Source organism: Rhizobium sp. AP16, from assembly GCF_000281735.1.
Classification (GTDB): Bacteria; Pseudomonadota; Alphaproteobacteria; order Rhizobiales; family Rhizobiaceae; genus Rhizobium; species Rhizobium rhizogenes.
This window is the reverse complement of sequence record NZ_AJVM01000020.1, coordinates 1-19793: the sequence shown is the minus strand read 5'-3', so window position 1 is coordinate 19793 and position 19793 is coordinate 1. Positions and strand designations below refer to the sequence as shown.

The following is a 19793-nucleotide window of genomic DNA, read 5'->3' as shown; positions in this document are numbered from 1 at the left end:
GATCGATACCGGCGGTTACGCCCGCCGACGTCCATATCTCTCCATCCTGAATGAAGATCGGATCGGGTTCCAGCTTCACATTCGGAAAGCGCTTGGAGAACTCGGTGCAACGATGCCAATGCGTCACAGCGAGTTTGCCCTCCAGCAGGCCCGCTTCGGCGAGAAGAAAGGCACCGCTGCAAACCGATGCCGTCCGCCGCGCCCTTGCCGAACGCCGGCGGATCCAGTCGATGAGAGCGACGTCCTCACACGCCTTGTTCACGCCCCGGCCGCCTGCGACGATCAAGGTATCGATCTCGATATCATCGTCGGGCAGTGGTGCGGTCGCAAGTGACAGACCCGAGGTCGTCCCGGTCTGTGGGCTCGTTGCGACCGTGATCGCGTCATAGGGTCTTGGCAGACCCGCTGCGAGAGCTGCCTCATTGGCACTTGTAAACACCTGCAGTGGCCCGGTTACGTCGAGCAGCTGGGCGTTTTCGAAGGCGAGAATTTCGATGCGGCGCATAGTTTGGCTCAAAATGAGGGTACATTGGCAAATACGCCAGATAGTGATCGCGTAAGCTTGCTGAAGTCAATCTTTGGAGATGAATATGACGATCCGTTTCGGCCTGCTCACCTTTCCCGGCGTTCAGCAACTCGATCTGACAGGGCCTTACGAGGTCTTCGCCTCGACGGAAGGCGCGGAGGTCCATCTGGTCTGGAAGGATGTCGCGCCGATAGTAGCCTCAACGAAACTGGTGTTGCAGCCGACGACGACTTTCGAAGATTGCCCTCAACTCGACGTTATCTGCGTGCCGGGCGGCGCTGGCGTGAACGCGTTGCTCGAAGATGAGGTTGTCTTGTCCTTTATCCGCGCACAAGCGGCGCAAGCGCGTTTCGTGACCTCGGTTTGCACTGGCTCCCTCGTTCTCGGCGCGGCCGGCCTGCTCAAGGGCAGGAAGGCAACGACGCATTGGAATGCCCATGATTTTCTCGCCCATTTCGGGGCTATCCCGACCGCGGGCCGCATCGTTCAAGACGGCAATCTCATCACGGCCGGCGGGGTAACGGCCGGTATCGACTTCGGGCTGGCTGTCGTCGCAGCCCTGCGCGGCCAGGAGGAAGCCGAGATGATCCAGCTCTCGCTGGAGTACGCGCCGGCGCCGCCGTTCCATTCGGGGACACCAGAAGAGGCGACAGCCGAGGTGCTTGCCAGGGTGAAGCAGCGTTTGGCCGGCTCGCGGGCGGCGCGAGAAGCCATCCTCGCCCGCCTGGCCTCGATCTAACCTCAGCCGGCTGAGAATTGCGTTGGTCGCTGCGGGCTCCCGGTGTTTGATCCGGGGGCTCGCGCTTTAACATGCCGACCATCGCCAGGCATTAAATTCATTATCTTGTGGACGTCGCCCAGCATATGCCGCAATGCTCACGCGTTCCTCATCAGGATCGTTATGCTCTCGCGAATCGCTTTATGCCAGTTCCCGCGAATGGCAGGTGATCGCGATTGAAATTGATTCAAGGGGACCTTCATGGCCGACATCCGCACATCATTATCCGAAGTGATACCGAAGATTTCCATCGTCGGTGTCGGTGGCGGCGGCGGCAACGCGATTAACAATATGATCGCGGAAGAGCTTCAGGGCGTTGAATTCATTGCGGCAAACACGGATGCGCAGGCGCTCGCGATGTCGAGCGCAGCGCGGCGCATTCAGCTCGGGACCCAGGTGACCGAAGGTCTCGGCGCCGGCTCCCTGCCGGAAATCGGACGCGCTGCCGCCGAGGAATCCATCGATGAAATCATGGACCACCTCCGGGGCACGCATATGTGCTTCATCACGGCCGGTATGGGTGGCGGCACCGGCACTGGCGCGGCTCCGATCATCGCGCAGGCGGCGCGACAGGCGGGCATCCTCACGGTGGGCGTCGTCACCAAGCCCTTTACGTTCGAAGGCAACCGACGCATGCGGACCGCCAACGAGGGTATCGAGCGCCTGCGTGAAAGCGCGGACACTGTCATCGTTATTCCAAATCAGAATCTGTTTCGCATTGCGGATGCCACGACCACCTTCGCGAACGCTTTTGTGACCGCCGACCGGGTCCTGTTTGCCGGTGTTAGCTGCATCACGGATCTGATCGTCAAGGAAGGCCTCATCAACCTTGATTTCGCCGACGTCAAATCCGTCATGCGCGGAATGGGCCGCGCCATGATGGGGACGGGTGAAGCGAGCGGAGAGGGCCGTGCGCTGAGGGCGGCAGAGGCTGCCGTCGCCAACCCGCTTCTTGACGATATGAGCATGAAGGGCGCGCGGGGCGTGCTGATCTCCATTTCCGGCGGCACGGACATGACGTTGTTCGAAGTGGATGAGGCCGCCAGCCGCATACGCGACGAAGTCCTCGATGATGCCGATATCGTTGTCGGAGCGATCTTCGACAGAACCCTTGATGGGGTGTTCCGGGTATCGGTCGTTGCAACGGGTCTCGATGGGTTCGCAGCCTCGGGCAATCTCTCCGAGGCTATGAGAAGCCAAAGCGCTCAGTAAAGATTACTTCGGACTGTTCGAGGCGAGGGATAGGAAGAGGAGAAACCTCGGGTGGCGTATCCGGGGGTGGAGAGCTGTGCCTTCAGCCATTTTACGATCATCAAGCTATTCTCTCTGGCTGAGACGGCGCGCCCCCGCCTGTCATGCTGCTTTGAAAAATAGACGGTATCCAGAGCTGAAGACAGACGAAGCTGTTGGCAGTTGCAACCGAACAGAGCAATATTGCCTTCAGGCTGGGTAGCGGAAAGGTCAATCGTGTGAATGGGCGTCGGTCATTTCTCTTCATGCTCCCTTTCTTGACGAGGTTGATGGCAGCGCTGGCGGTGACCGTCCCCCTGGTGCTGCTTGGTTCACCCGCCCAGGCTCTCGATCCGGTACCACCGATGCAGGTCTCGAACGATCAGATCGATAAGCTGATCGCGACACTGCATCAAACCTACGACGGCATACAGGACCTCCGCCAGCGGCGCGGCGCCTTCGAGAGGTTGATGGCATCGACGCCGGATCCGACGCGCGTCCAGATCCGTCATGCGGATGTCAACGGAGTTGAGGCCGATCTGATCTGGCCGGCGCGGCTGCATCATCCGCTCGGCCGGCGGGCGATCCTCTATCTCCATGGCGGTGGCTTCTATAGCGGTTCGTTGAGGACGCATCGCAATATTGCGGGCTCTCTTGCGAAGGCTGCGTCCGCCGATGTGCTGCTGATCGACTATCGTCTCACACCGGAACACGGTTTTCCCGCCCAGGTCGATGATGCGCTGGCATCCTATCGCTGGCTTCTCGCCTCCGGATATCGAGCGGAAAACATTGTGGTTGCCGGCGAATCCGTCGGCGGGACCCTGGCGATCGAGGTCACCCTCAGGCAGCTCCGGCTCAAGGGGCCTTTGCCGGCCGCCGTGGTGGCGATGAGCCCGGTGACCGATTTTGCCATAACAGGCGCCTCGATGACCGCGAATGCCGGGAGCGATCCTTTCATGGGCAAGGGCGAGCTGGAGCTGATACGCAAGGCCTATATCGGCGATCGTTCCCCGGTGAATTGGGAGAGGTCACCGCTTTATGCGAATATGACCGGCTTTCCGCCACTGCTGCTGCAGGTCGGTTCGCGTGAGACGCTGCTGGACGATACGCTGCGCCTGGAGGACAATGCGCGTCAGGCAGGGGTCAATGTCACCGTCGAGATCTGGCCGGGCATGATCCACCAATGGCAGGTCTTCCCGTTTTGGCTTGACGACGCGAGGAAGTCGAACGCAAAGGTGGCCGAATTCGCCATCGCGCATTTTGCGGACAAGCCCGCACAGTAGTCATCGTCATCTGACACAATCAGCCGCATCTTTCAGACCAAGTGTATCGCGCAGGGGCTGGACCCGATGATTCCATGCGTTCAGTCGTTCAGGTGTCATGCCGGAGTGCTGGTTGCCGCTCAATTTATTATTGCACGATAAGATATTGCGATAAATTTCTTATGGACAGCAATTCGAATTGGCTCTACATAGATAAATATCGCAATAACAAATCGTGCGATATATAAATGATTGGAGATTGAAATGAGCAACTCGATCAATCAAGCTACCCGCCGGGGCGTTATGACGGCCGGATTAGGTCTGGCCGCCACGGCGGCTGTCATGCCCTTCGCTCAACCCGCACAAGCCTCTGCAACAAAGCAGTCTTCGAAAGGGAAGGATACCACTATGAGCAGCAACACCATTACGACCAAGGACGGAACCCAGATTTTCTACAAGGATTGGGGAACGGGTCAGCCGATCGTATTCCATCACGGCTGGCCGCTGAGCGCCGACGACTGGGATGCTCAGATGCTGTTTTTCCTCGATAAGGGTTTCCGCGTCATCGCCCATGATCGCCGCGGCCACGGCCGCTCGAGCCAGACGGCAACCGGCAACGAGATGGATACCTATGCCGCCGATGTCGCGGCATTGGCCGAGCACCTGGACCTGAAGGGCGCCATTCATGTGGGACATTCGACCGGCGGCGGCGAAGTTGCCCGCTATGTCGCCCAATATGGCGGCCATGGCCGCGTCTCCAAGGCGGTGCTGATCGGCGCCGTGCCGCCGATCATGGTCAAGTCGGAGAAGAATCCGGGCGGCCTGCCGCTTGAGGTCTTCGATGGCTTCCGTTCGGCGCTGGTCGCCAATCGCGCCCAGTTCTTCCGCGATATCCCGGCCGGCCCGTTCTACGGCTTCAATCGTTCGGGTGCTAATGTCTCCCAGGGCGTCGTCGATAATTGGTGGCGCCAGGGCATGATGGGCGGCGCCAAGGCCCATTACGATTGCATCAAGGCCTTCTCGGAAACCGATTTCACCGAGGACCTGAAGAAGATCGATGTGCCGGTTCTCGTGATGCACGGTGACGACGACCAGATCGTGCCGATCGCGGATTCTGCTCTTCTGTCCGCCAAGCTGCTCAAGAAGGGCACGCTGAAGGTCTACAAGGGCTTCCCGCACGGCATGGCCACCACCCATGCGGATGTCATCAACGCCGATCTGCTTGAATTCTTCAAGGCATAACGATCTCCAGAAAAAACAGAGCGCCCGCTGGAAGGCGGGCGCTCTGCCGCCGACAATCTTAACCGGGCGGCTTATCGTTGCTTCTGACTTTTTGCGCATCCAGATAGCCGTGGTCGAATGCTTTGGCGCTGCTACTATCTTCGGGATAGGGGTTCTTGTCGGTGGCAGCTTCCCGTTTTCCGGCCTCGAAGCCGCGGGCATAGGCAGTCGAGTCATCATCCCTGGCGATCTTCGGCGGTTCCACCGAAGGCGGCTGAAGGGGATTTGGAAGGCCAGTTTCCGGAGCCGGGATCGGCGGCAATGTCGGGTCGTGCTTTGCCATGGCTTTCTCCTCTTCTGAGAAAACGTCATGGCGGGATCGTGGTTCCCTTGGGAGCACCAATCTCTACCTGTTAGGCCCAGATCGGTGGTGACATCATCGATCCAGCTTGAGCGAAAGCTGCACGGCGCGCGGCAAGGGCGGCAGCGGTCGGCTGATATCGACGCGGCGTTTCCACGCGGCGAGCCGTTCCTGTTCGCGTTGCCGCAAGGCTTTCGAAACTGCGACGAATGTCATGGCACGCTCTATGACTTGCTGTGTGTCAGTCATGGATATCTCCATATGTTCACTGTATGTTCTCACAATAAGCGTAGATAGTCAAGTCGGTGGGCGCCGGCCGATCCGTGGGCACTTTGTCGCTCCTCGGGCGAGGCGCTTGCTGGGCGAAAGAGGGATTGTTATTCGGCCGCAGCTGCGAGGCATCCGTCGATGATTCCACGGATCTCCGCGCGGCAAGAGCCGCAATTGGTACCGGCATTCAGCGTTTTGCCGACCGCCTCGACGCTGTGGCAACCGTTACGGACTGCACCGACGATCTGATTGACGCCGACACCGAAACACGAGCAGACGGTTGCTCCAGGATCGGGCGTGTCGGCACCCGGTCGTCCGGCAACGAGCGCGAAGCGTTTGCGCAGATCGCTATGGGACGCGGCGAGCTGGGCGATAGCCCAATTGCGGGCGACAGCGACAGGCTGGCGGGCGAGGAACAGCGCCGCGAGCAATCGTTCGCCGTCGAAGAAGGCGAGACGAAAGTCGCCGGTCGTTCGATCGGCATAGCCGAGCGGTTCGATATGCGCGGGGATATCGAAAGTGGCGCGACACCAGCTTGCCCAATCCTCCTCCGTGTCACCGAAGGCAAGTTCCACCCGCCAACCACCATCGGCTTTGGCGAGCGCCCAATAGGCGCTATCCAGCCACTGCGGCCTTGCCATGGAAACGGCAAAGCCATAACGCGCCGCCTTGAAGGGGCGGGCAGCGACAGCGACATTCTTTGATGCCGGCTGGCCGGAAATGGGGTCGGTCAGGGGTGTGACGACAGCGTCGATACGCGCCTTTGCGGCGAACCGGTCGTTCCAATGCATCGGCACGAACAGGCTGCCGCGCGCCTGCCGCTCTGTCACCAAGGCGCGCACGATCACCTTGCCATGCGGGCTTTCGATCTCGACCAGACTAGCGTCGCCGACGCCGATCTCGATCGCGTCGCGGGGATGGATCTCAGCAAAGGGCTCGGCGATATGTGATGACAGGCGGGCACTCTTGCCGGTGCGGGTCATCGTATGCCACTGGTCGCGAATGCGGCCGGTATTGAGCGTGAACGGAAAGTCTGTGTTGGTGCGGTCTGATTCTGGAGCCTTGACCGGCACGAAGCGGGCCTTGCGATCGGGATGAAAGAACCCGCCGGCTGCGAAGAAGCGTGACGTCTGCCGCGCTGATCCCGCGGGCTGTGGCCATTGAAACGGCGAAAGCGCGTTATAATCGTCAATCGCGATTTGCCCATAAGCGCCGATATCGAAATCCCGGCTGCTATCATTTTCGAAGCTGGAAAGGGCGGCGTGTTCGGCAAAGATTTCAGCGGGCGACCTAAAGGCAAAGGCGTCGCCAAATCCCATGCGACGGCCGACTTCGGCCATCTGCCACCAGTCTGATTTCGCGTCGCCCGGAGCGGGGAGATACTTGCGCTGCCGGGAAATGCGGCGTTCGGAATTGGTGACCGTGCCGTCCTTCTCGCTCCAGCCGAGAGAGGGCAGCAGGACATGGGCGTGCAGCGTCGTGTCCGTCTCTTTCAGGACATCGGAAACGACGACGAAGGGACAGGCCTTGATGGCCGCCTCGACGGCATCGGCATCCGGCATCGAAACCACAGGATTGGTCGCCATGATCCACAATGCCTTGATGCGGCCATCGGCGACCGCACGGAACATATCGACCGCTTTCAGCCCCGGCCGCTCGGCAATTGTCGGCGCTTTCCAGAAGCGCTGCACCCGGTCACGATCCTCGGCATTTTCGATCGCCATATGGGCAGCCAGCATGTTGGCAAGGCCGCCGACCTCTCGCCCTCCCATGGCGTTCGGCTGGCCGGTGAGCGAGAAGGGCCCCATTCCGGGCCGGCCGATGCGCCCGGTCGCCAGATGGCAATTGATGATGGCGTTGACCTTGTCGGTGCCGGAGGAGGATTGGTTGACGCCTTGGCTGTAGCAGGTCACCACCTTTTCCGTTGTTTCGAACAGACGGAAGAACTCGCGCAGCTGCATCGCCGGCAGACCGGTCTTGTCGAGCATGTCGCTGAAGCTCAGCGCAGACGCTTCGGCAAACGCGTCTGCGAAGCCTTCCGTATGGAGCGCGATGAAATTCTGGTTGATGGCGGCGCTCTGGGCAAGCTGGGCGAGGAGGCCCATGAACAAAGCGACATCGCCATCAGGGCGGATCGCCAGATGCAGATCGGCAATGTCGGAGGTCATCGTTCGGCGCGGATCAATGACGACGACCTTCATTCCCGGCCGCGCAGCCTTGGCGGCGGCAAGGCGCTGATAAATGACCGGATGGCACCAGGCGAGGTTGGAGCCGGTCAGGATCACCAGATCGGCAAGCTCGATATCCTCGTAGGTGCCGGGCACCGTATCCGAGCCGAAGGCGCGGCGATGGCCGGCAACGGAGGATGACATGCAAAGCCGCGAATTGGTGTCGATATTGGCTGAACCGATGAAGCCTTTCATCAGCTTGTTGGCGACATAATAGTCTTCGGTCAGAAGCTGCCCGGAGACGTAGAAGGCGACGGAATCGGGGCCGTGTTCCGCGATGGTTTCTGAAAAGCGAGCGGCGACGAGATCGAGCGCTTCGTCCCAATTCGCCCGTTGGCCCTGAATCTCCGGATAGAGGACGCGGCCGTCGAGATCGATGGTTTCGGCCAGCGCCGACCCCTTGGAACAGAGCCGGCCGTAGTTGGCCGGATGCTCCGGATCGCCTTTAACGAAGACCTTGCCGTGGTCGTCGACGCTGGCGATGACGCCGCAGCCGACGCCGCAGTAAGGGCAGGTGGTTTTGGTCTCAACGGACATGACTGCTCCGGTCACTCCGCCGCCATCATCAAACTATCGAGAGCAATCGACAGGGCTCCGTTCTCGTTGCGCACCGGAATGGTCCTGACCGAACCCTTGTCTGCCCCGAGCGCCTCGCCGGTTTCGAGCGAGATCACCCAGTTGTGCAGCGGGCAGGTGACCGCAGCGCCATGGACGATTCCTTGCGAAAGCGGGCCGCCCTTGTGTGGGCAATGGTCCTCGATGGCGAAGACCTGGTTTTCGGCGGTGCGGAAGACGGCGATCTTGCCCTGCGGGGTCTTCACGCAGCGCGCGCCGCGCAGCGGGATATCCGAGATGTCGCCGATTTCTACCCAGTTCATGTCCATCTTCTCACTCCGCCGCCTGATGGAAGCCGACCGTCGCCATCGGCCGGAATTCATGCTTGTCCTTGCCGGAGACGCGCTCCGACCAGGGATCGACCTGTGCGAATTTCTGGCTAAAGACGAAGCGGTCGTAATAGGCCTTGCGCTTGTCGGCATCTCCCATGATCTGCCGGCGGATCTCGTCGAGGCCGATGCGCTTTGCCCATTTGTAGATGCGTTCGAGATAGCGGCCCTGTTCGCGGTACATCTGTGTCAGCGCCACGATATGCTCCAGTGCCTCATCCTCGGTCTTGACGAGGCCGAGCACTTCCGTGCCCTTGATGTCGAGGCCGGCGGCGCCAGCGAAATGAATCTCGAAGCCTGAATCCACGCAGATGACACCGATGTCCTTGCAGGTCGCCTCGGCGCAGTTTCTCGGACAGCCGGACACCGCCATCTTGAGCTTTGCCGGCGTCCAGGAGCCCCACATGAATCTCTCGATGCGGATACCGAGGCCGGTCGAATCCTGGGTGCCGAAGCGGCACCAGTCGGAGCCGACGCAGGTCTTCACCGTGCGCAGACCCTTGGCATAGGCCTGTCCCGAGATGAAGCCGGCTTTGCCGAGATCGGCCCAAACGGCGGGCAGGTCCTCTTTGTGAATGCCGAGCAGGTCGATGCGCTGACCGCCGGTCACCTTCACCATCGGGATTTCGAACTTGTCGACGACATCGGCGATGGCGCGCAGCTCACCGGAATTTGTAACGCCACCCCACATGCGCGGCACCACGGAATAGGTACCGTCCTTCTGGATGTTGGCGTGGACGCGCTCATTGATGAAACGTGACTGGTAATCGTCGGCATATTCGTCCGGCCAGTCGCAGACGAGGTAATAGTTCAGTGCCGGCCGGCATTTGGCGCAGCCGCAGGAGGTCTTCCATTCCAGTTCCTGCATAACCGCAGGAATGGTCTTCAACCCCTTGGCTTTTATGAGCCTTCTGACATCATCATGCCCAAGCTCGGTGCAGGTGCACATCGGCTGCACCGCGGCTGGATTGTAGCTGTCCCCAAGCGTGATCGACATCAACTGTTCGACAAGACCGGTGCAGGAGCCGCAAGAGGCTGACGCCTTTGTATGGGCGCGCACATCGTCGAGCGATGTCAGCCCCTTGGCGGTGATTGTTGACGTGATCTTGCCTTTGCAGACGCCGTTGCAGCCGCAGATTTCCGCATCATCCGGCAAGGCTGCAACGGCCGCCATAGGGTCCAGCGGCGACCCTCCCTGGTAGGCCTGTCCGAAGATCAGCGTCTCGCGCATCTCCGAGATATCGGTGGCCTTCTTTTTCAGATCGTTGAACCAGGCGCCATCGGCGGTTTCGCCGTAGAGCACGGTGCCGATGATGCGGTTGTCCTTGAGCACCAGCCGTTTGTAGACGCCGGCTGAGGCATCGCGCAGCACGATCTCCTCGCGATCGTCGCCATCGGCGAAGTCTCCGAGCGAAAACAGATCGATGCCGGTGACCTTGAGCTTGGTCGGGGTGTCCGAATGCACGAAGCCGGCCGATGTTTCGCCGGCCAACTGCGCGGCGGCAACACGCGCCATCTCGTAGAGCGGCGCCACCAAGCCGTAGACCTGGCCACCGACTTCCGCGCATTCGCCAAGTGCGTAGATATCGCCGTCCGATGTGCTCATGCCGGCATCGACGACGATGCCCCTGTTGACCGCAAGTCCGGCCTCCTTGGCGAGCCCGGCACTCGGGCGAATGCCGACCGCCATCACCACCAGCGTTGCCGGAATGATGGTGCCGTCGGCCAGTTCGACCCCTTCGACCTTGCCGTTACCGACGATCGCCTGGGTGTTGGCTTTGGTAATAACCTTGATGCCGCGCTCCTCGATCGCCTTTTCCAGCAGGTAGCCTGCGGCCGGGTCGAGCTGGCGTTCCATCAGCGTCGAATTGACGTGCAATACGGTGACATCCATGCCGCGCAGATTGAGGCCCGCCGCAGCTTCGAGACCCAGCAGGCCGCCGCCGATGACGACCGCCTTGGCACGGGACTGGGCGGCAAGCAGCATGGCATTGACGTCATCAAGATCGCGATAGCTCAGGACGCCCGGCAGGTTTGCTCCGGGAACGGGGATGATGAAGGGCACAGAGCCGGTGGCGATCACCAGCTTGTCGTAGCTCTCGGTGACGCCGTGATCCGAGGTGACGGTCTTGGCAGCGCGATCGATGGCGACGATCTTGTGGCCCTTGTAGAGGGTGATGTTGTTCTTGATGTACCAGCCATCGCCATGGATGATGATCTGCTCGTAATCCTTCTCGCCTGAAAGGACCGGCGACAGCATGATGCGGTCGTAGTTGACGCGCGGTTCGGCGTTGAAGATCGTGACCTGATAGAGGTCTGGCGCCTTTTCGAGAAGATGTTCCAGCATGCGGCCGGGCGCCATGCCGTTGCCAACGATGACAAGTTTCTGGGTCATGGGCTTACTCCGCGGCTTCGACGAAGCGGTGGCGTTCATAAAGGAACTTCAACACGGCTTCGCGGCATTTGAGGTAGGTTCGGTCGGCGGCAAGCTCGAGGCGGTTGCGCGGCCGGGCGATCGGCACGTCGAGCACATCGCCGATATAGGCGGCCGGACCGTTGGTCATCATGACGATACGGTCGGAGAGCAGCACGGCTTCGTCGACATCATGAGTGATCATCACCATGGTGCTGCCGAGGCGGGCATGGATATCCATCACCGCATCCTGCAGATGCGCGCGCGTCAGCGCGTCGAGTGCGCCGAAGGGCTCGTCCAGCAACAGGATCTTCGGCTCCATGGCGAGCGCCCGGGCGATGCCCACGCGCTGTTTCATGCCGCCGGAGATTTCCGACGGGCGCTTGTCCTTGGCATGGGCCATCTGCACCAGGTCGAGATTGCGCATCACCCAATCATGGCGCTCGGCCTTGGTTTTCGTGCCGCGGAACAGTTTCGAAACGGCAAGGTTGACGTTTTCATAGACGGTCAGCCAGGGCAGCAGGCTATGGTTCTGGAAGACGACGGCGCGCTCGGGACCGGGTGCATTGACCTCCCGGTTTTCCAGGAGCACCGCACCGGCCGAGACCGGGGTCAGGCCGGCGATCAGGTTAAGCAGGGTCGACTTGCCGCAACCGGAATGGCCGATGATCGAGACGAACTCGCCTTTTTCGATAACGAGGTTGACACCCTTCAATACCTCGGCCCGCTGACCGCCGCGGTCGAAATATTTGTCGATGTGATCAAGCTTGAGATAGGAGCTGGTCATCATGCTTTCCTTAATTGGCCGTGGCGCCGCGGGTGACAAAGGCGCCGATCGCAGCGACCAGCTTGTCGAGGATGAAACCGGTGATGCCGATATAGGTGAGGGCGACGATGATGTCGGGCAGGCGCGAAGAGTTCCATGCATCCCAGATGAAGAAGCCGATGCCAACGCCGCCCGTCAGCATTTCGGCCGCGACAATGGCAAGCCAGGACAGGCCGATGCCGATGCGCAGGCCCGTAAAGATATAGGGAGCGGCAGCGGGCACCATGATGCGGAAGAAGAACTCGATCTGGTTCAGCCGTAGCACCCTGGCGACATTGCGGTAATCCTGCGGAATGTTGCGCACACCGACGGCGGTGTTGATGATCACCGGCCAGATCGAGGTGATGAAGATCACGAAGATCGCCGATGGGCTCGAGTTCTGGAAGGCGGCAAGCGACAGTGGCAACCAGGCGAGCGGCGGCACGGTGCGCAGGATCTGGAAAATCGGATCGAGGCCACGCATCGCCCAGATCGACTGTCCGATCAACGCGCCGATCAAGACGCCGGCAATGGCGGCAAGACCGAAGCCATAGGCGACGCGCTGCAGGGAAATGAGCACGCGCCAGGCCAGGCCGATATCCTGGGGACCGTTATAGAAGAAGGGATAGGCGATGAGATCGTAGCTCTCCTGCCAGACCTGGGACGGCGGCGGCAGGCTGGCGCCGGGCTGCTCACAGAGGAGCTGCCAGACGCCGAGCAGGATGATGAGCACCACCAGCGGCGGCACGACGGCACGTAGGATTGCCAGTGCGATGAGCTTGACATCAATGCGGCGAACGGGACGAGCGGAGAGTTTCACGACGCGGCTTTCGTCTTGAGGTGCGGCCGTCGCGATGACTTCCTGTTTGCGGGCTGTTGCAGACATGAATCAGGTCCTTGAATCTTGCGCGACGCGGAGAGTGCGGAGCTCTTGAGGCATGACACCGATCATCACGACGCCACCTTGATGGAGAGGCTTTCGAGATAGGCGGAAGGGTTCTCCGGGTCGAAGACCTTGCCGTCGAAGAAGGTTTCCTTGCCGCGTGAGGTCGAGGCCGGAATATCGGCAGCAGCAACGCCAAGATCCTTGGCGGCGTCGCGCCAGATATCCTGGCGGTTCACTTCGCCGACCAGTTTCTTGACGTCGGTATTTGGCGCGAACTTACCCCAGCGCATGTTCTCGGTGATGAACCAGGCGTCATGGCTCTGGAAGGGATAGGAAACGCCGCCCTTCCAGAATTTCATGTAAAGATCGGTTCCGTTGGCGACGCGCCCATTGCCGTAGTTGATGTCGCCCTTGAGACGCCCAAGAATATCCTTGGGCGGCACGTTGAACCACTGCCGCTTGCCGAGGATGGTTGCCATCTCGTCCTTGTTGTCCATGCTGTCGCACCATTGCTGGGCTTCCATGACGGCCATCAGCAATGCCTTGGCGGCATTGGGATTCTTCTCGATCCATTCGGCGCGCATGCCGAGCGCCTTTTCCGGATGGCCTTTCCAGATCTCGCCGGTGGTACAGGCGGTGAAGCCGATGCCCTGGTTGACGAGCTGCTCGTTCCAGGGTTCGCCGACACAGAAGACATCCATGTTGCCGACCTTCATGTTCGCCACCATTTGCGGCGGCGGCACGACGATGGTCGAGACGTCCTTGTCGGGATCGATGCCGCCCGCGGCGAGCCAATAGCGGATCCAGAGGTCATGCGTGCCGCCGGGGAAGGTCATGGCGGCCTTGATTTCCTTGCCGGCCGCGCGCTTGGCATCGAAGGCTACCTTCAGCTTGGAGGCATCCAGTTGAACGCCGGTATCGGCATATTCCTTGGCGACGGAGATGGCCTGGCTATCGTAGTTGAGGCGCGCCAAGAGGGCCATCGGTACGGGCTGGTTGTTCTGTGTGACCTTGCCCGTGTGCATGAGATAGGGCAGCGGCGAGAGGATATGCGCGCCATCGATGCCGTTGGCAGCGCCTCCGAGCACGAGATTGTCGCGTGTCGCGCCCCAGGATGCCTGCTTTTCAACGTCGACATCCGGCAGGCCATGTTTTGCAAACAGGCCTTTCTCCTTGGCAATGACCAGTGGCGCTGAATCGGTGAGCGCGATGAAGCCGAGCTTGGCGCCGGAGACTTCCGGTCCGCTCGTGGCCGCCAAGGCGCCGGAGGGAAAGGCAGTCTTGACCGCACAGATAAGGGCTGCGGTGCCGGAGGTCTTCAATAGGCTACGGCGCGTAACGCTGCCGGACAGGATCTTCTTCATATGCGGGCCCCTCTGCTGGTGTCTGACGGATTTTTGGGAATAAAAAAACGCCGCTCGGTTGATGCAGCCCGGGACTTGGGAGAGTCCCTCGGGGCAAAAACCTTGCGACGTCAATGTCACTGCGAGCGCGTTTCTCGCGCTCGGCTTACCTCGATCGCCGTTGACCGAAGTAATGTTTATCAAGCAAGCGGCGTGCCAGTTTGGTGGTTGTTTCCTATCCTTATGAAACTATTTGGGTATTTCCCACTCTGCTGCGTTTGCTTGTTTTTAGATCGAGATTGAATTCTGCAAATATTTTGAGCGTCTGCAGTTGAGGGAGCACGACGAGCTGCGTCGATTTTGTGCAACGCAGCGTCTGTCGGTCGTCAGATCTCTTCGCCTGAAGATGCTATCTGCGTCTTTGCCTTGACTGCAAATCCTGCGACATAAGAGGCCATGTCCGAGGGATCGAAGATGAACCCATCCATGAAGCGATCGTCGTCACTGTCTCCTTCGATACGGATATCCGCATCGGCGGGAGCGGCGTCGTTGCCGAGCGCCAGCCGGTAGAGGTCGGGTCGATAGGCGGAGGCGGCCATGCGTATATTGTGTTCGGAGAGGGCACTCTGGCCCCAGCGCACCATCTGGCTGAGGATCCATAGCGCCTGGCTGGGGCGTGGATAATTGGCGAAGCCGGCATGGAAGCTGAAGTATCTGTCGATCACCCGGCGATTGCCCTTGGCATCGAGGCCGAACTCGCCGGCAAGCACGTTGCGGATAATGCCGACGGGAGCCGCGATATAGCGCTGATCGGCGAGCGCTTCTGCGAGCGCATCGTGGTTTTCCGGCCGATCGCACCAGCGTGCCGCCGCATCGAGTGCCACGAGCAAGCGGGAGACGGTTTCGGGATGGCTTTCGGCCCAGTCCGGTCGCATGCCGATGACCTTCTCCGGGGCGGAAGGCCAGATATCCTGCTTGGCGGCGACGATGCGGCCGACGCCTCGCTCCGAGGCGACCATGTTCCACGGCGCGCCGACGCAGAAACCGTCGATGGCGCCAGCCGCCAGCGCGTCGGATGTCAGCGGCGGTGGCACGACGACGAGCTTCACATCCTGATCGGGATCGATGCCGCCGGCGGCAAGCCAGTAGCGGAATTCGTAATTGTGCGAGGAGAAGGGGTAGGTCATGCCAAGCGTCGGCGGTTGCTCGCCACGCGCCTTCATCTGCTTTGTCACAGTCGCCAACGCCCGGGCATTTTCCAAGGCACTCGCCAGGTCCGATAAGCCCGTTTCCTCACGCATGCGGTCGAACAGCCGCGTCGACAGGGTGATGGCATTGCCGCCGCTGCCGAGCGAGAAGGGCGTGATGGTCGGGGAGGGGTTGGAGCCAAGTCCCAGCATGGATGCGACCGGCATCGGCGACAGCATATGGGCGATGTCGAACTGACGGAAGGCGAGGCGGTCGCGGACATTGGCCCAGGAGACATCCTTGACGAGGTCGAGCGTGATGCCTTCCTTCCGTGCAAAGCCGAATTCCGCCGCCGCGATCAGGACGGAGGCATCGACGAGCGGGATGAATCCCGCGCGTAGAACCTTCGGCCCTTCGCCTGTCAGGCGGGACGGCGATGCGAGATTGCTGCCGGAACTGCTGCTGTTCATCATATCCACTCCGGTTTCCTCCGGAAACTTCCGCTATCGCGTATCGGCATCACATCAACAGGCCCGCGGCCGTGACGACGCTTTGCGCGATATCTGAAATCTTCTTCTTCTCGTTCATCGCCGTCTGCCGGAGGAGCGTGAAGGCTTCCTCTTCCGACAGGCCGCGCATCTTCATGAGGATGCCCTTGGCACGCTCGACGATCTTGCGCTCCTCCAGCGCCGATTTCGCATCGGCTAGCTCGCGTTGCAGCCGACTGAAGGCATTGAAGCGACTGACGGCCATGTCGAGGATCGGCTTCACCCGCTCCTTCTTCAGCCCGTCGACGATATAGGCTGAAACGCCAGCATCGACAGCCGCCTCGATCGAAGCCGTGTCGGAGCGATCGACGAACATGGCAATCGGGCGTCCGACCGTCCGCGTCAGCTGGAACAGATGCTCCATCATGTCGCGGTTCGGGTTCTCGATATCGATGATAATCACATCGGGCTTGAGTGTTTCGATCGTGCGGGCCACGCCATGGACCTCGTGGATGACCGTCACGCGCGCATGACCGGCCTCCCGCAGCCCCTCTTCGATGATCGAAGCGCGGATGGTATTTTCGTCGATCACAAGAATGGTCAGATCCAGGCGGCTCATGCCGCCTTTATGGCGCAACGCAACAAAGCGGGCAAGCCATGCGCCAAAATATTAGGCGATGCCATGAGTGCCTAAAAAATATTCAATCCCGTCGTTCTGTGGCGAAGCCTAGGTTGCGGTCCTCGACGCCAAAGCCGTGCAGAGATTTCCCGAGGCAATAAAAGCACATCGTCTTATGCGTAATTAAGCGACATCAACTTGAAATTTCTCCCTTCTTCCGCCACCTCTTCGGCGCGACTTTTAATATTCCCAGGAGACGAGACGCACATGACGACAACCACCGCAGAAAATCCCGCCGAAAGCCATGTTTTTGAGGCCGACGTTGCCCGTCTTCTGCATATGATGGTTCACTCGGTTTATTCCGATAAGGATGTATTTCTACGCGAGCTGATTTCGAATGCGGCCGACGCCTGTGAGAAGCTGCGATACGAGGCGATCGCCACGCCTTCGCTGCTGGCAAGCGATCCGGACAGCCGTATCCTGCTGACGCTGGATGAGGAGGGCAGCCGGCTTGTTGTCGAGGACAACGGCATCGGCATGAGCCGCGACGAGATGATCGAAGCACTCGGAACGATCGCCCGTTCCGGTACGCGCGCCTTCATGGAGCGCATCGAGGCAAACAAGCAGGGCGAGGGCGCGCAGCTGATCGGTCAGTTCGGCGTTGGCTTCTATTCCTGCTTCATGGTCGCCGATCGCGTCGATGTCGTCTCGCGCCGCGCCGGCACGGATGATGCCTGGCTCTGGTCCTCCGACGGCAAGGGCGGCTACAGCGTCAGCCCGATCGATGTCAGCGAGGCGCCGGCCCGCGGCACGCGCATCACTCTGCATCTGATGGAGGATGCCAAGAGCTACGCGTCCCGCTGGACCGTCGAGCGGATCGTCAAGGCGCAATCGGGTCATGTGCCCGTGCCGATCACGATCGCCGAAAAGCCCGGTGCGGAGGCGACGCAGCTGACTGACGGCACGGCGCTCTGGACGAAATCGAAAAACGATATCACCAGCGAGGAATATACCGATTTCTATCGCGGAATTTCGGGCCAGTATGACGAGCCGGCGCTGACGGTGCATTTCCGCGCCGAAGGCCGCCACGAATATTCCGCGCTTGCCTTCATTCCCGGTTCCCAGCCTTTCGACCTCTTCGATCCCGATCGCAAGGGCCGGATGAAGCTCTATGTGAAGCGCGTCTTCATCACCGATGAGGCCGAATTGCTGCCGCGCTATCTCCGTTTCGTGCGCGGTCTTGTCGACACCTCCGATCTGCCGCTGAACGTCTCGCGCGAAATGATCCAGGAAAGCGCCATCCTCTCGGCGATCCGCAAGGGCGTCACCAACAGGATCATTACCGCCATCGAGAAGCTTGCGGAAAGCGACAATGATGCTTTCCTCAAACTCTGGGAATCGTTCGGAAGCCTGATCAAGGAAGGTATTTACGAGGATTACGAGCGGCGCAGCCAACTGGTCGCGCTGTCGCGCTTCCGCACGACGGCATCCGGGGAGGGCTATCGTTCTCTTGCCGACTACGTCAAGGATATCAAGGAAGGCCAGCAGGCGATCTATTATCTCGCCGGCAACAGCCTCGAACAGCTGAAGGCATCGCCGCAGCTCGAAGGGTTTCGTGCCCGCGGCATCGAGGTGCTACTGCTCTCGGATTCCGTCGACAGCTTCTGGGTGACGAACGCGCCGGAGTTCGAAGGCAAGGCGTTCAAGTCGATCACGCAAGGGTCGGCCGATCTCGCCCAGTTCAGCAAGGTCGAGCAGGACGCGACCAAGGACGAATCAGCGCCGGCGGAGGTTCAGGCTTTCATCGATTTCGCCAAGGATAAGCTCTCGGATCAGGTTTCCGATGTTCGCGCATCGGACCGCCTGATCGAAAGCGCCGTCTGCCTGGTCGCCTCCGAACAGGGCTACGACCGCCAGCTCGAAAAAATCCTGCAGGGCGCCGGGCAGCTGCAATCCGCTGCAAAGCCGATCCTGGAAATCAATAGCGATCACCCGCTCGTCAAGGCCATCGCCGCCAAGGGCGACCAGTCGTCCCTGCGCGACGACGCGGCATTCCTGCTGCTCGACCAGGCGCGTGTCCTTGATGGCGACAAGCCTGCCGACCCGCGTGCCTTTGCCGAGCGGCTGGTGCGCGTGATGGAAAAGGCTTTGCAGTAGAGCTCTGATTGCTCGCGGCATAATCTCAAGCAGACGGATACGACGGCGAAGCTTCGCCGTCGTGAGGCCGCATAGGTCTATTCCGCACGGGGCTTGTAGGGCTGATAGAAATCCGCGCCAGCCCAAGGCTCGATGACGGCTTCCTCGCGGTCACCACGCGTGTAGCTGGCTGCGAGGTTCGGATCGCCCTTGCCCTTGTACTTCGTGGTGTAAGGATAGGGGTAGACCGGGCGCGACCGGACGATCTTGTCGGAGGATTTTGCGGTCGGCTTCTTCGTCGCGTCTTTGGGTGGCGCACCGTTCGGCTGTCCAAAGCCGCTGGTGTCACCGTCCGCCGTCTGCCGCGCGACGATCTCCTGCGGAGCGGTGCCCTTCTCGACCCAGTTCAGCATCTGTGTCAGCAGGTCGATCTTGTTCGGACCTTCGCCGCCCTCGCAATGATACATGCTTGGAAAGAGGTAAAGCCGTGTGAACTGAGCGGCGCGCTTGGCGCCCAGGAGCTTCTCGACCGCTTGATAGTAGGCAATGGTGTTGATCGGCGAGATATGCTGATCGGCAAGGCCATGCCAGAGGATCAGCTTGCCGCCGGATTTTTCGAAGGCCGAGAGATCGGGGTTGGTGGCGTCATAAAGCGAATGCAGCGGACGCAGCCGATCGAAATACGCCCTGTCAAATGTGACGTCGGCGAGTTTGTAATCCGCGGGCGGATTTGTTTCGAAGTTGAGATTGAGGATTGTGCCCATCGCGATGATCTCGCTGAAGATCGGTTCGCTCGGCCCGCGCGGCACGAAGACGCCGGCCCAGGCGAGTTCCGAACCCGGCAGCGGTCCGCCAATCGTCAGGCGTTCACCCGTTGCGGGGTCTCTTGGACCGTTATAGAGGCGGCGAACTGTCTCGACTTCCGCGGTGATCAGGCAGCTATCGGTGTTCTTTGCCGTCGCAGAGCAAAGCAGCGTACCCGGATCGAAATGGCACTTCAGCGGGTCGGATATCAATCCGTCGACCTGCCCGTCCAGCGCGTCGCAGGCGGCGACGACCGCTTTGTGCAGGAGCGGCAGCCGCGCCGCCGTCAGG

At 60.6% G+C, this 19793-nt stretch carries 17 protein-coding genes; 5 read left to right on the top strand and 12 right to left on the bottom strand.

The annotated features are described in order from the left end of the window. A partial coding sequence (locus PMI03_RS10730) for an AraC family transcriptional regulator (RefSeq protein ID WP_007692829.1) occupies window positions 1-505 on the bottom strand: 505 nt, incomplete at its 3' end. Between the two features lie 85 nt (window positions 506-590). Between PMI03_RS10730 and PMI03_RS10725 the strand changes: the two genes are divergently transcribed. From PMI03_RS10725 to PMI03_RS10710, 4 genes are all read left to right on the top strand, one after another. Then, window positions 591-1265, top strand: a complete 675-nt coding sequence (locus PMI03_RS10725; RefSeq protein ID WP_007692828.1) for a DJ-1/PfpI family protein — start codon at window positions 591-593, stop codon at window positions 1263-1265. Window positions 1266-1505: 240 nt separating this feature from the next. Next, window positions 1506-2516 (top strand): cell division protein FtsZ, encoded by a 1011-nt coding sequence (gene ftsZ / locus PMI03_RS10720; RefSeq protein ID WP_007692827.1) that lies wholly within the window; start codon window positions 1506-1508, stop codon window positions 2514-2516. Window positions 2517-2824: 308 nt separating this feature from the next. After that, the gene (locus PMI03_RS10715) at window positions 2825-3817 is read left to right on the top strand and encodes an alpha/beta hydrolase (RefSeq protein ID WP_007692826.1); all 993 of its coding nucleotides are present in this window, start codon (window positions 2825-2827) and stop codon (window positions 3815-3817) included. 387 nt (window positions 3818-4204) lie between these two features. Continuing rightward, the gene (locus tag PMI03_RS10710; protein ID WP_141685904.1) at window positions 4205-5038 is read left to right on the top strand and encodes an alpha/beta fold hydrolase; all 834 of its coding nucleotides are present in this window, start codon (window positions 4205-4207) and stop codon (window positions 5036-5038) included. Window positions 5039-5096: 58 nt separating this feature from the next. Here the strand turns inward: PMI03_RS10710 and PMI03_RS10705 are convergent, their stop codons facing one another. From PMI03_RS10705 to PMI03_RS10665, 10 genes are all read right to left on the bottom strand, one after another. Next, entirely contained in the window at window positions 5097-5360 is a 264-nt protein-coding gene (locus tag PMI03_RS10705; protein WP_007692824.1) for a hypothetical protein, read from the bottom strand. 93 nt (window positions 5361-5453) lie between these two features. Continuing rightward, the gene (locus PMI03_RS31335) at window positions 5454-5627 is read right to left on the bottom strand and encodes a hypothetical protein (RefSeq protein ID WP_007692823.1); all 174 of its coding nucleotides are present in this window, start codon (window positions 5625-5627) and stop codon (window positions 5454-5456) included. Window positions 5628-5755: 128 nt separating this feature from the next. After that, on the bottom strand, window positions 5756-8413 hold the full coding sequence (locus tag PMI03_RS10700) for a nitrate reductase (protein ID WP_007692822.1): 2658 nt from the start codon (window positions 8411-8413) through the stop codon (window positions 5756-5758). Between the two features lie 11 nt (window positions 8414-8424). Beyond that, complete coding sequence (gene nirD / locus PMI03_RS10695; RefSeq protein ID WP_007692821.1) at window positions 8425-8760, bottom strand: nitrite reductase small subunit NirD; 336 nt, start codon at window positions 8758-8760, stop codon at window positions 8425-8427. 4 nt (window positions 8761-8764) lie between these two features. After that, window positions 8765-11215, bottom strand: a complete 2451-nt coding sequence (gene nirB, locus PMI03_RS10690; protein WP_007692820.1) for a nitrite reductase large subunit NirB — start codon at window positions 11213-11215, stop codon at window positions 8765-8767. Between the two features lie 4 nt (window positions 11216-11219). Continuing rightward, window positions 11220-12020, bottom strand: coding sequence for an ABC transporter ATP-binding protein (locus tag PMI03_RS10685; protein WP_007692819.1), 801 nt, complete (start codon window positions 12018-12020; stop codon window positions 11220-11222). A 10-nt stretch (window positions 12021-12030) separates the two neighbouring features. Continuing rightward, window positions 12031-12924: a nitrate ABC transporter permease gene (gene ntrB, locus PMI03_RS10680; protein WP_007692817.1), complete on the bottom strand. Its 894-nt coding sequence runs from the start codon at window positions 12922-12924 to the stop codon at window positions 12031-12033. Window positions 12925-12989: 65 nt separating this feature from the next. Further along, window positions 12990-14288: a CmpA/NrtA family ABC transporter substrate-binding protein gene (locus tag PMI03_RS10675; protein WP_007692815.1), complete on the bottom strand. Its 1299-nt coding sequence runs from the start codon at window positions 14286-14288 to the stop codon at window positions 12990-12992. Window positions 14289-14653: 365 nt separating this feature from the next. Further along, window positions 14654-15925, bottom strand: a complete 1272-nt coding sequence (locus PMI03_RS10670) for a CmpA/NrtA family ABC transporter substrate-binding protein (protein WP_007692814.1) — start codon at window positions 15923-15925, stop codon at window positions 14654-14656. A 49-nt stretch (window positions 15926-15974) separates the two neighbouring features. Further along, window positions 15975-16562, bottom strand: coding sequence for an ANTAR domain-containing response regulator (locus tag PMI03_RS10665; protein ID WP_007692813.1), 588 nt, complete (start codon window positions 16560-16562; stop codon window positions 15975-15977). Between the two features lie 267 nt (window positions 16563-16829). Here PMI03_RS10665 and htpG point away from each other — a divergent pair, with 267 nt between their 5' ends. Next, complete coding sequence (htpG, locus tag PMI03_RS10660; protein ID WP_007692811.1) at window positions 16830-18719, top strand: molecular chaperone HtpG; 1890 nt, start codon at window positions 16830-16832, stop codon at window positions 18717-18719. 77 nt (window positions 18720-18796) lie between these two features. Here the strand turns inward: htpG and PMI03_RS10655 are convergent. Further along, on the bottom strand, window positions 18797-19793 hold a 997-nt coding region (locus PMI03_RS10655; RefSeq protein ID WP_039973785.1), incomplete at its 5' end, for a tannase/feruloyl esterase family alpha/beta hydrolase.

Bases quoted from the DNA above. Each gene is read 5' to 3' on its own strand.
- PMI03_RS10725 (WP_007692828.1), top strand. From the start codon at position 591: ATGACGATCCGTTTCGGCCTGCTCACCTTTCCCGGCGTTCAGCAACTC.
- ftsZ (WP_007692827.1), top strand. From the start codon at position 1,506: ATGGCCGACATCCGCACATCATTATCCGAAGTGATACCGAAGATTTCC.
- PMI03_RS10715 (WP_007692826.1), top strand. From the start codon at position 2,825: ATGGCAGCGCTGGCGGTGACCGTCCCCCTGGTGCTGCTTGGTTCACCC.
- PMI03_RS10710 (WP_141685904.1), top strand. From the start codon at position 4,205: ATGAGCAGCAACACCATTACGACCAAGGACGGAACCCAGATTTTCTAC.
- PMI03_RS10705 (WP_007692824.1), bottom strand. From the start codon at position 5,360: ATGGCAAAGCACGACCCGACATTGCCGCCGATCCCGGCTCCGGAAACT.
- PMI03_RS31335 (WP_007692823.1), bottom strand. From the start codon at position 5,627: ATGACTGACACACAGCAAGTCATAGAGCGTGCCATGACATTCGTCGCA.
- PMI03_RS10700 (WP_007692822.1), bottom strand. From the start codon at position 8,413: ATGTCCGTTGAGACCAAAACCACCTGCCCTTACTGCGGCGTCGGCTGC.
- nirD (WP_007692821.1), bottom strand. From the start codon at position 8,760: ATGGACATGAACTGGGTAGAAATCGGCGACATCTCGGATATCCCGCTG.
- nirB (WP_007692820.1), bottom strand. From the start codon at position 11,215: ATGACCCAGAAACTTGTCATCGTTGGCAACGGCATGGCGCCCGGCCGC.
- PMI03_RS10685 (WP_007692819.1), bottom strand. From the start codon at position 12,020: ATGACCAGCTCCTATCTCAAGCTTGATCACATCGACAAATATTTCGAC.
- ntrB (WP_007692817.1), bottom strand. From the start codon at position 12,924: ATGTCTGCAACAGCCCGCAAACAGGAAGTCATCGCGACGGCCGCACCT.
- PMI03_RS10675 (WP_007692815.1), bottom strand. From the start codon at position 14,288: ATGAAGAAGATCCTGTCCGGCAGCGTTACGCGCCGTAGCCTATTGAAG.
- PMI03_RS10670 (WP_007692814.1), bottom strand. From the start codon at position 15,925: ATGAACAGCAGCAGTTCCGGCAGCAATCTCGCATCGCCGTCCCGCCTG.
- PMI03_RS10665 (WP_007692813.1), bottom strand. From the start codon at position 16,562: ATGAGCCGCCTGGATCTGACCATTCTTGTGATCGACGAAAATACCATC.
- htpG (WP_007692811.1), top strand. From the start codon at position 16,830: ATGACGACAACCACCGCAGAAAATCCCGCCGAAAGCCATGTTTTTGAG.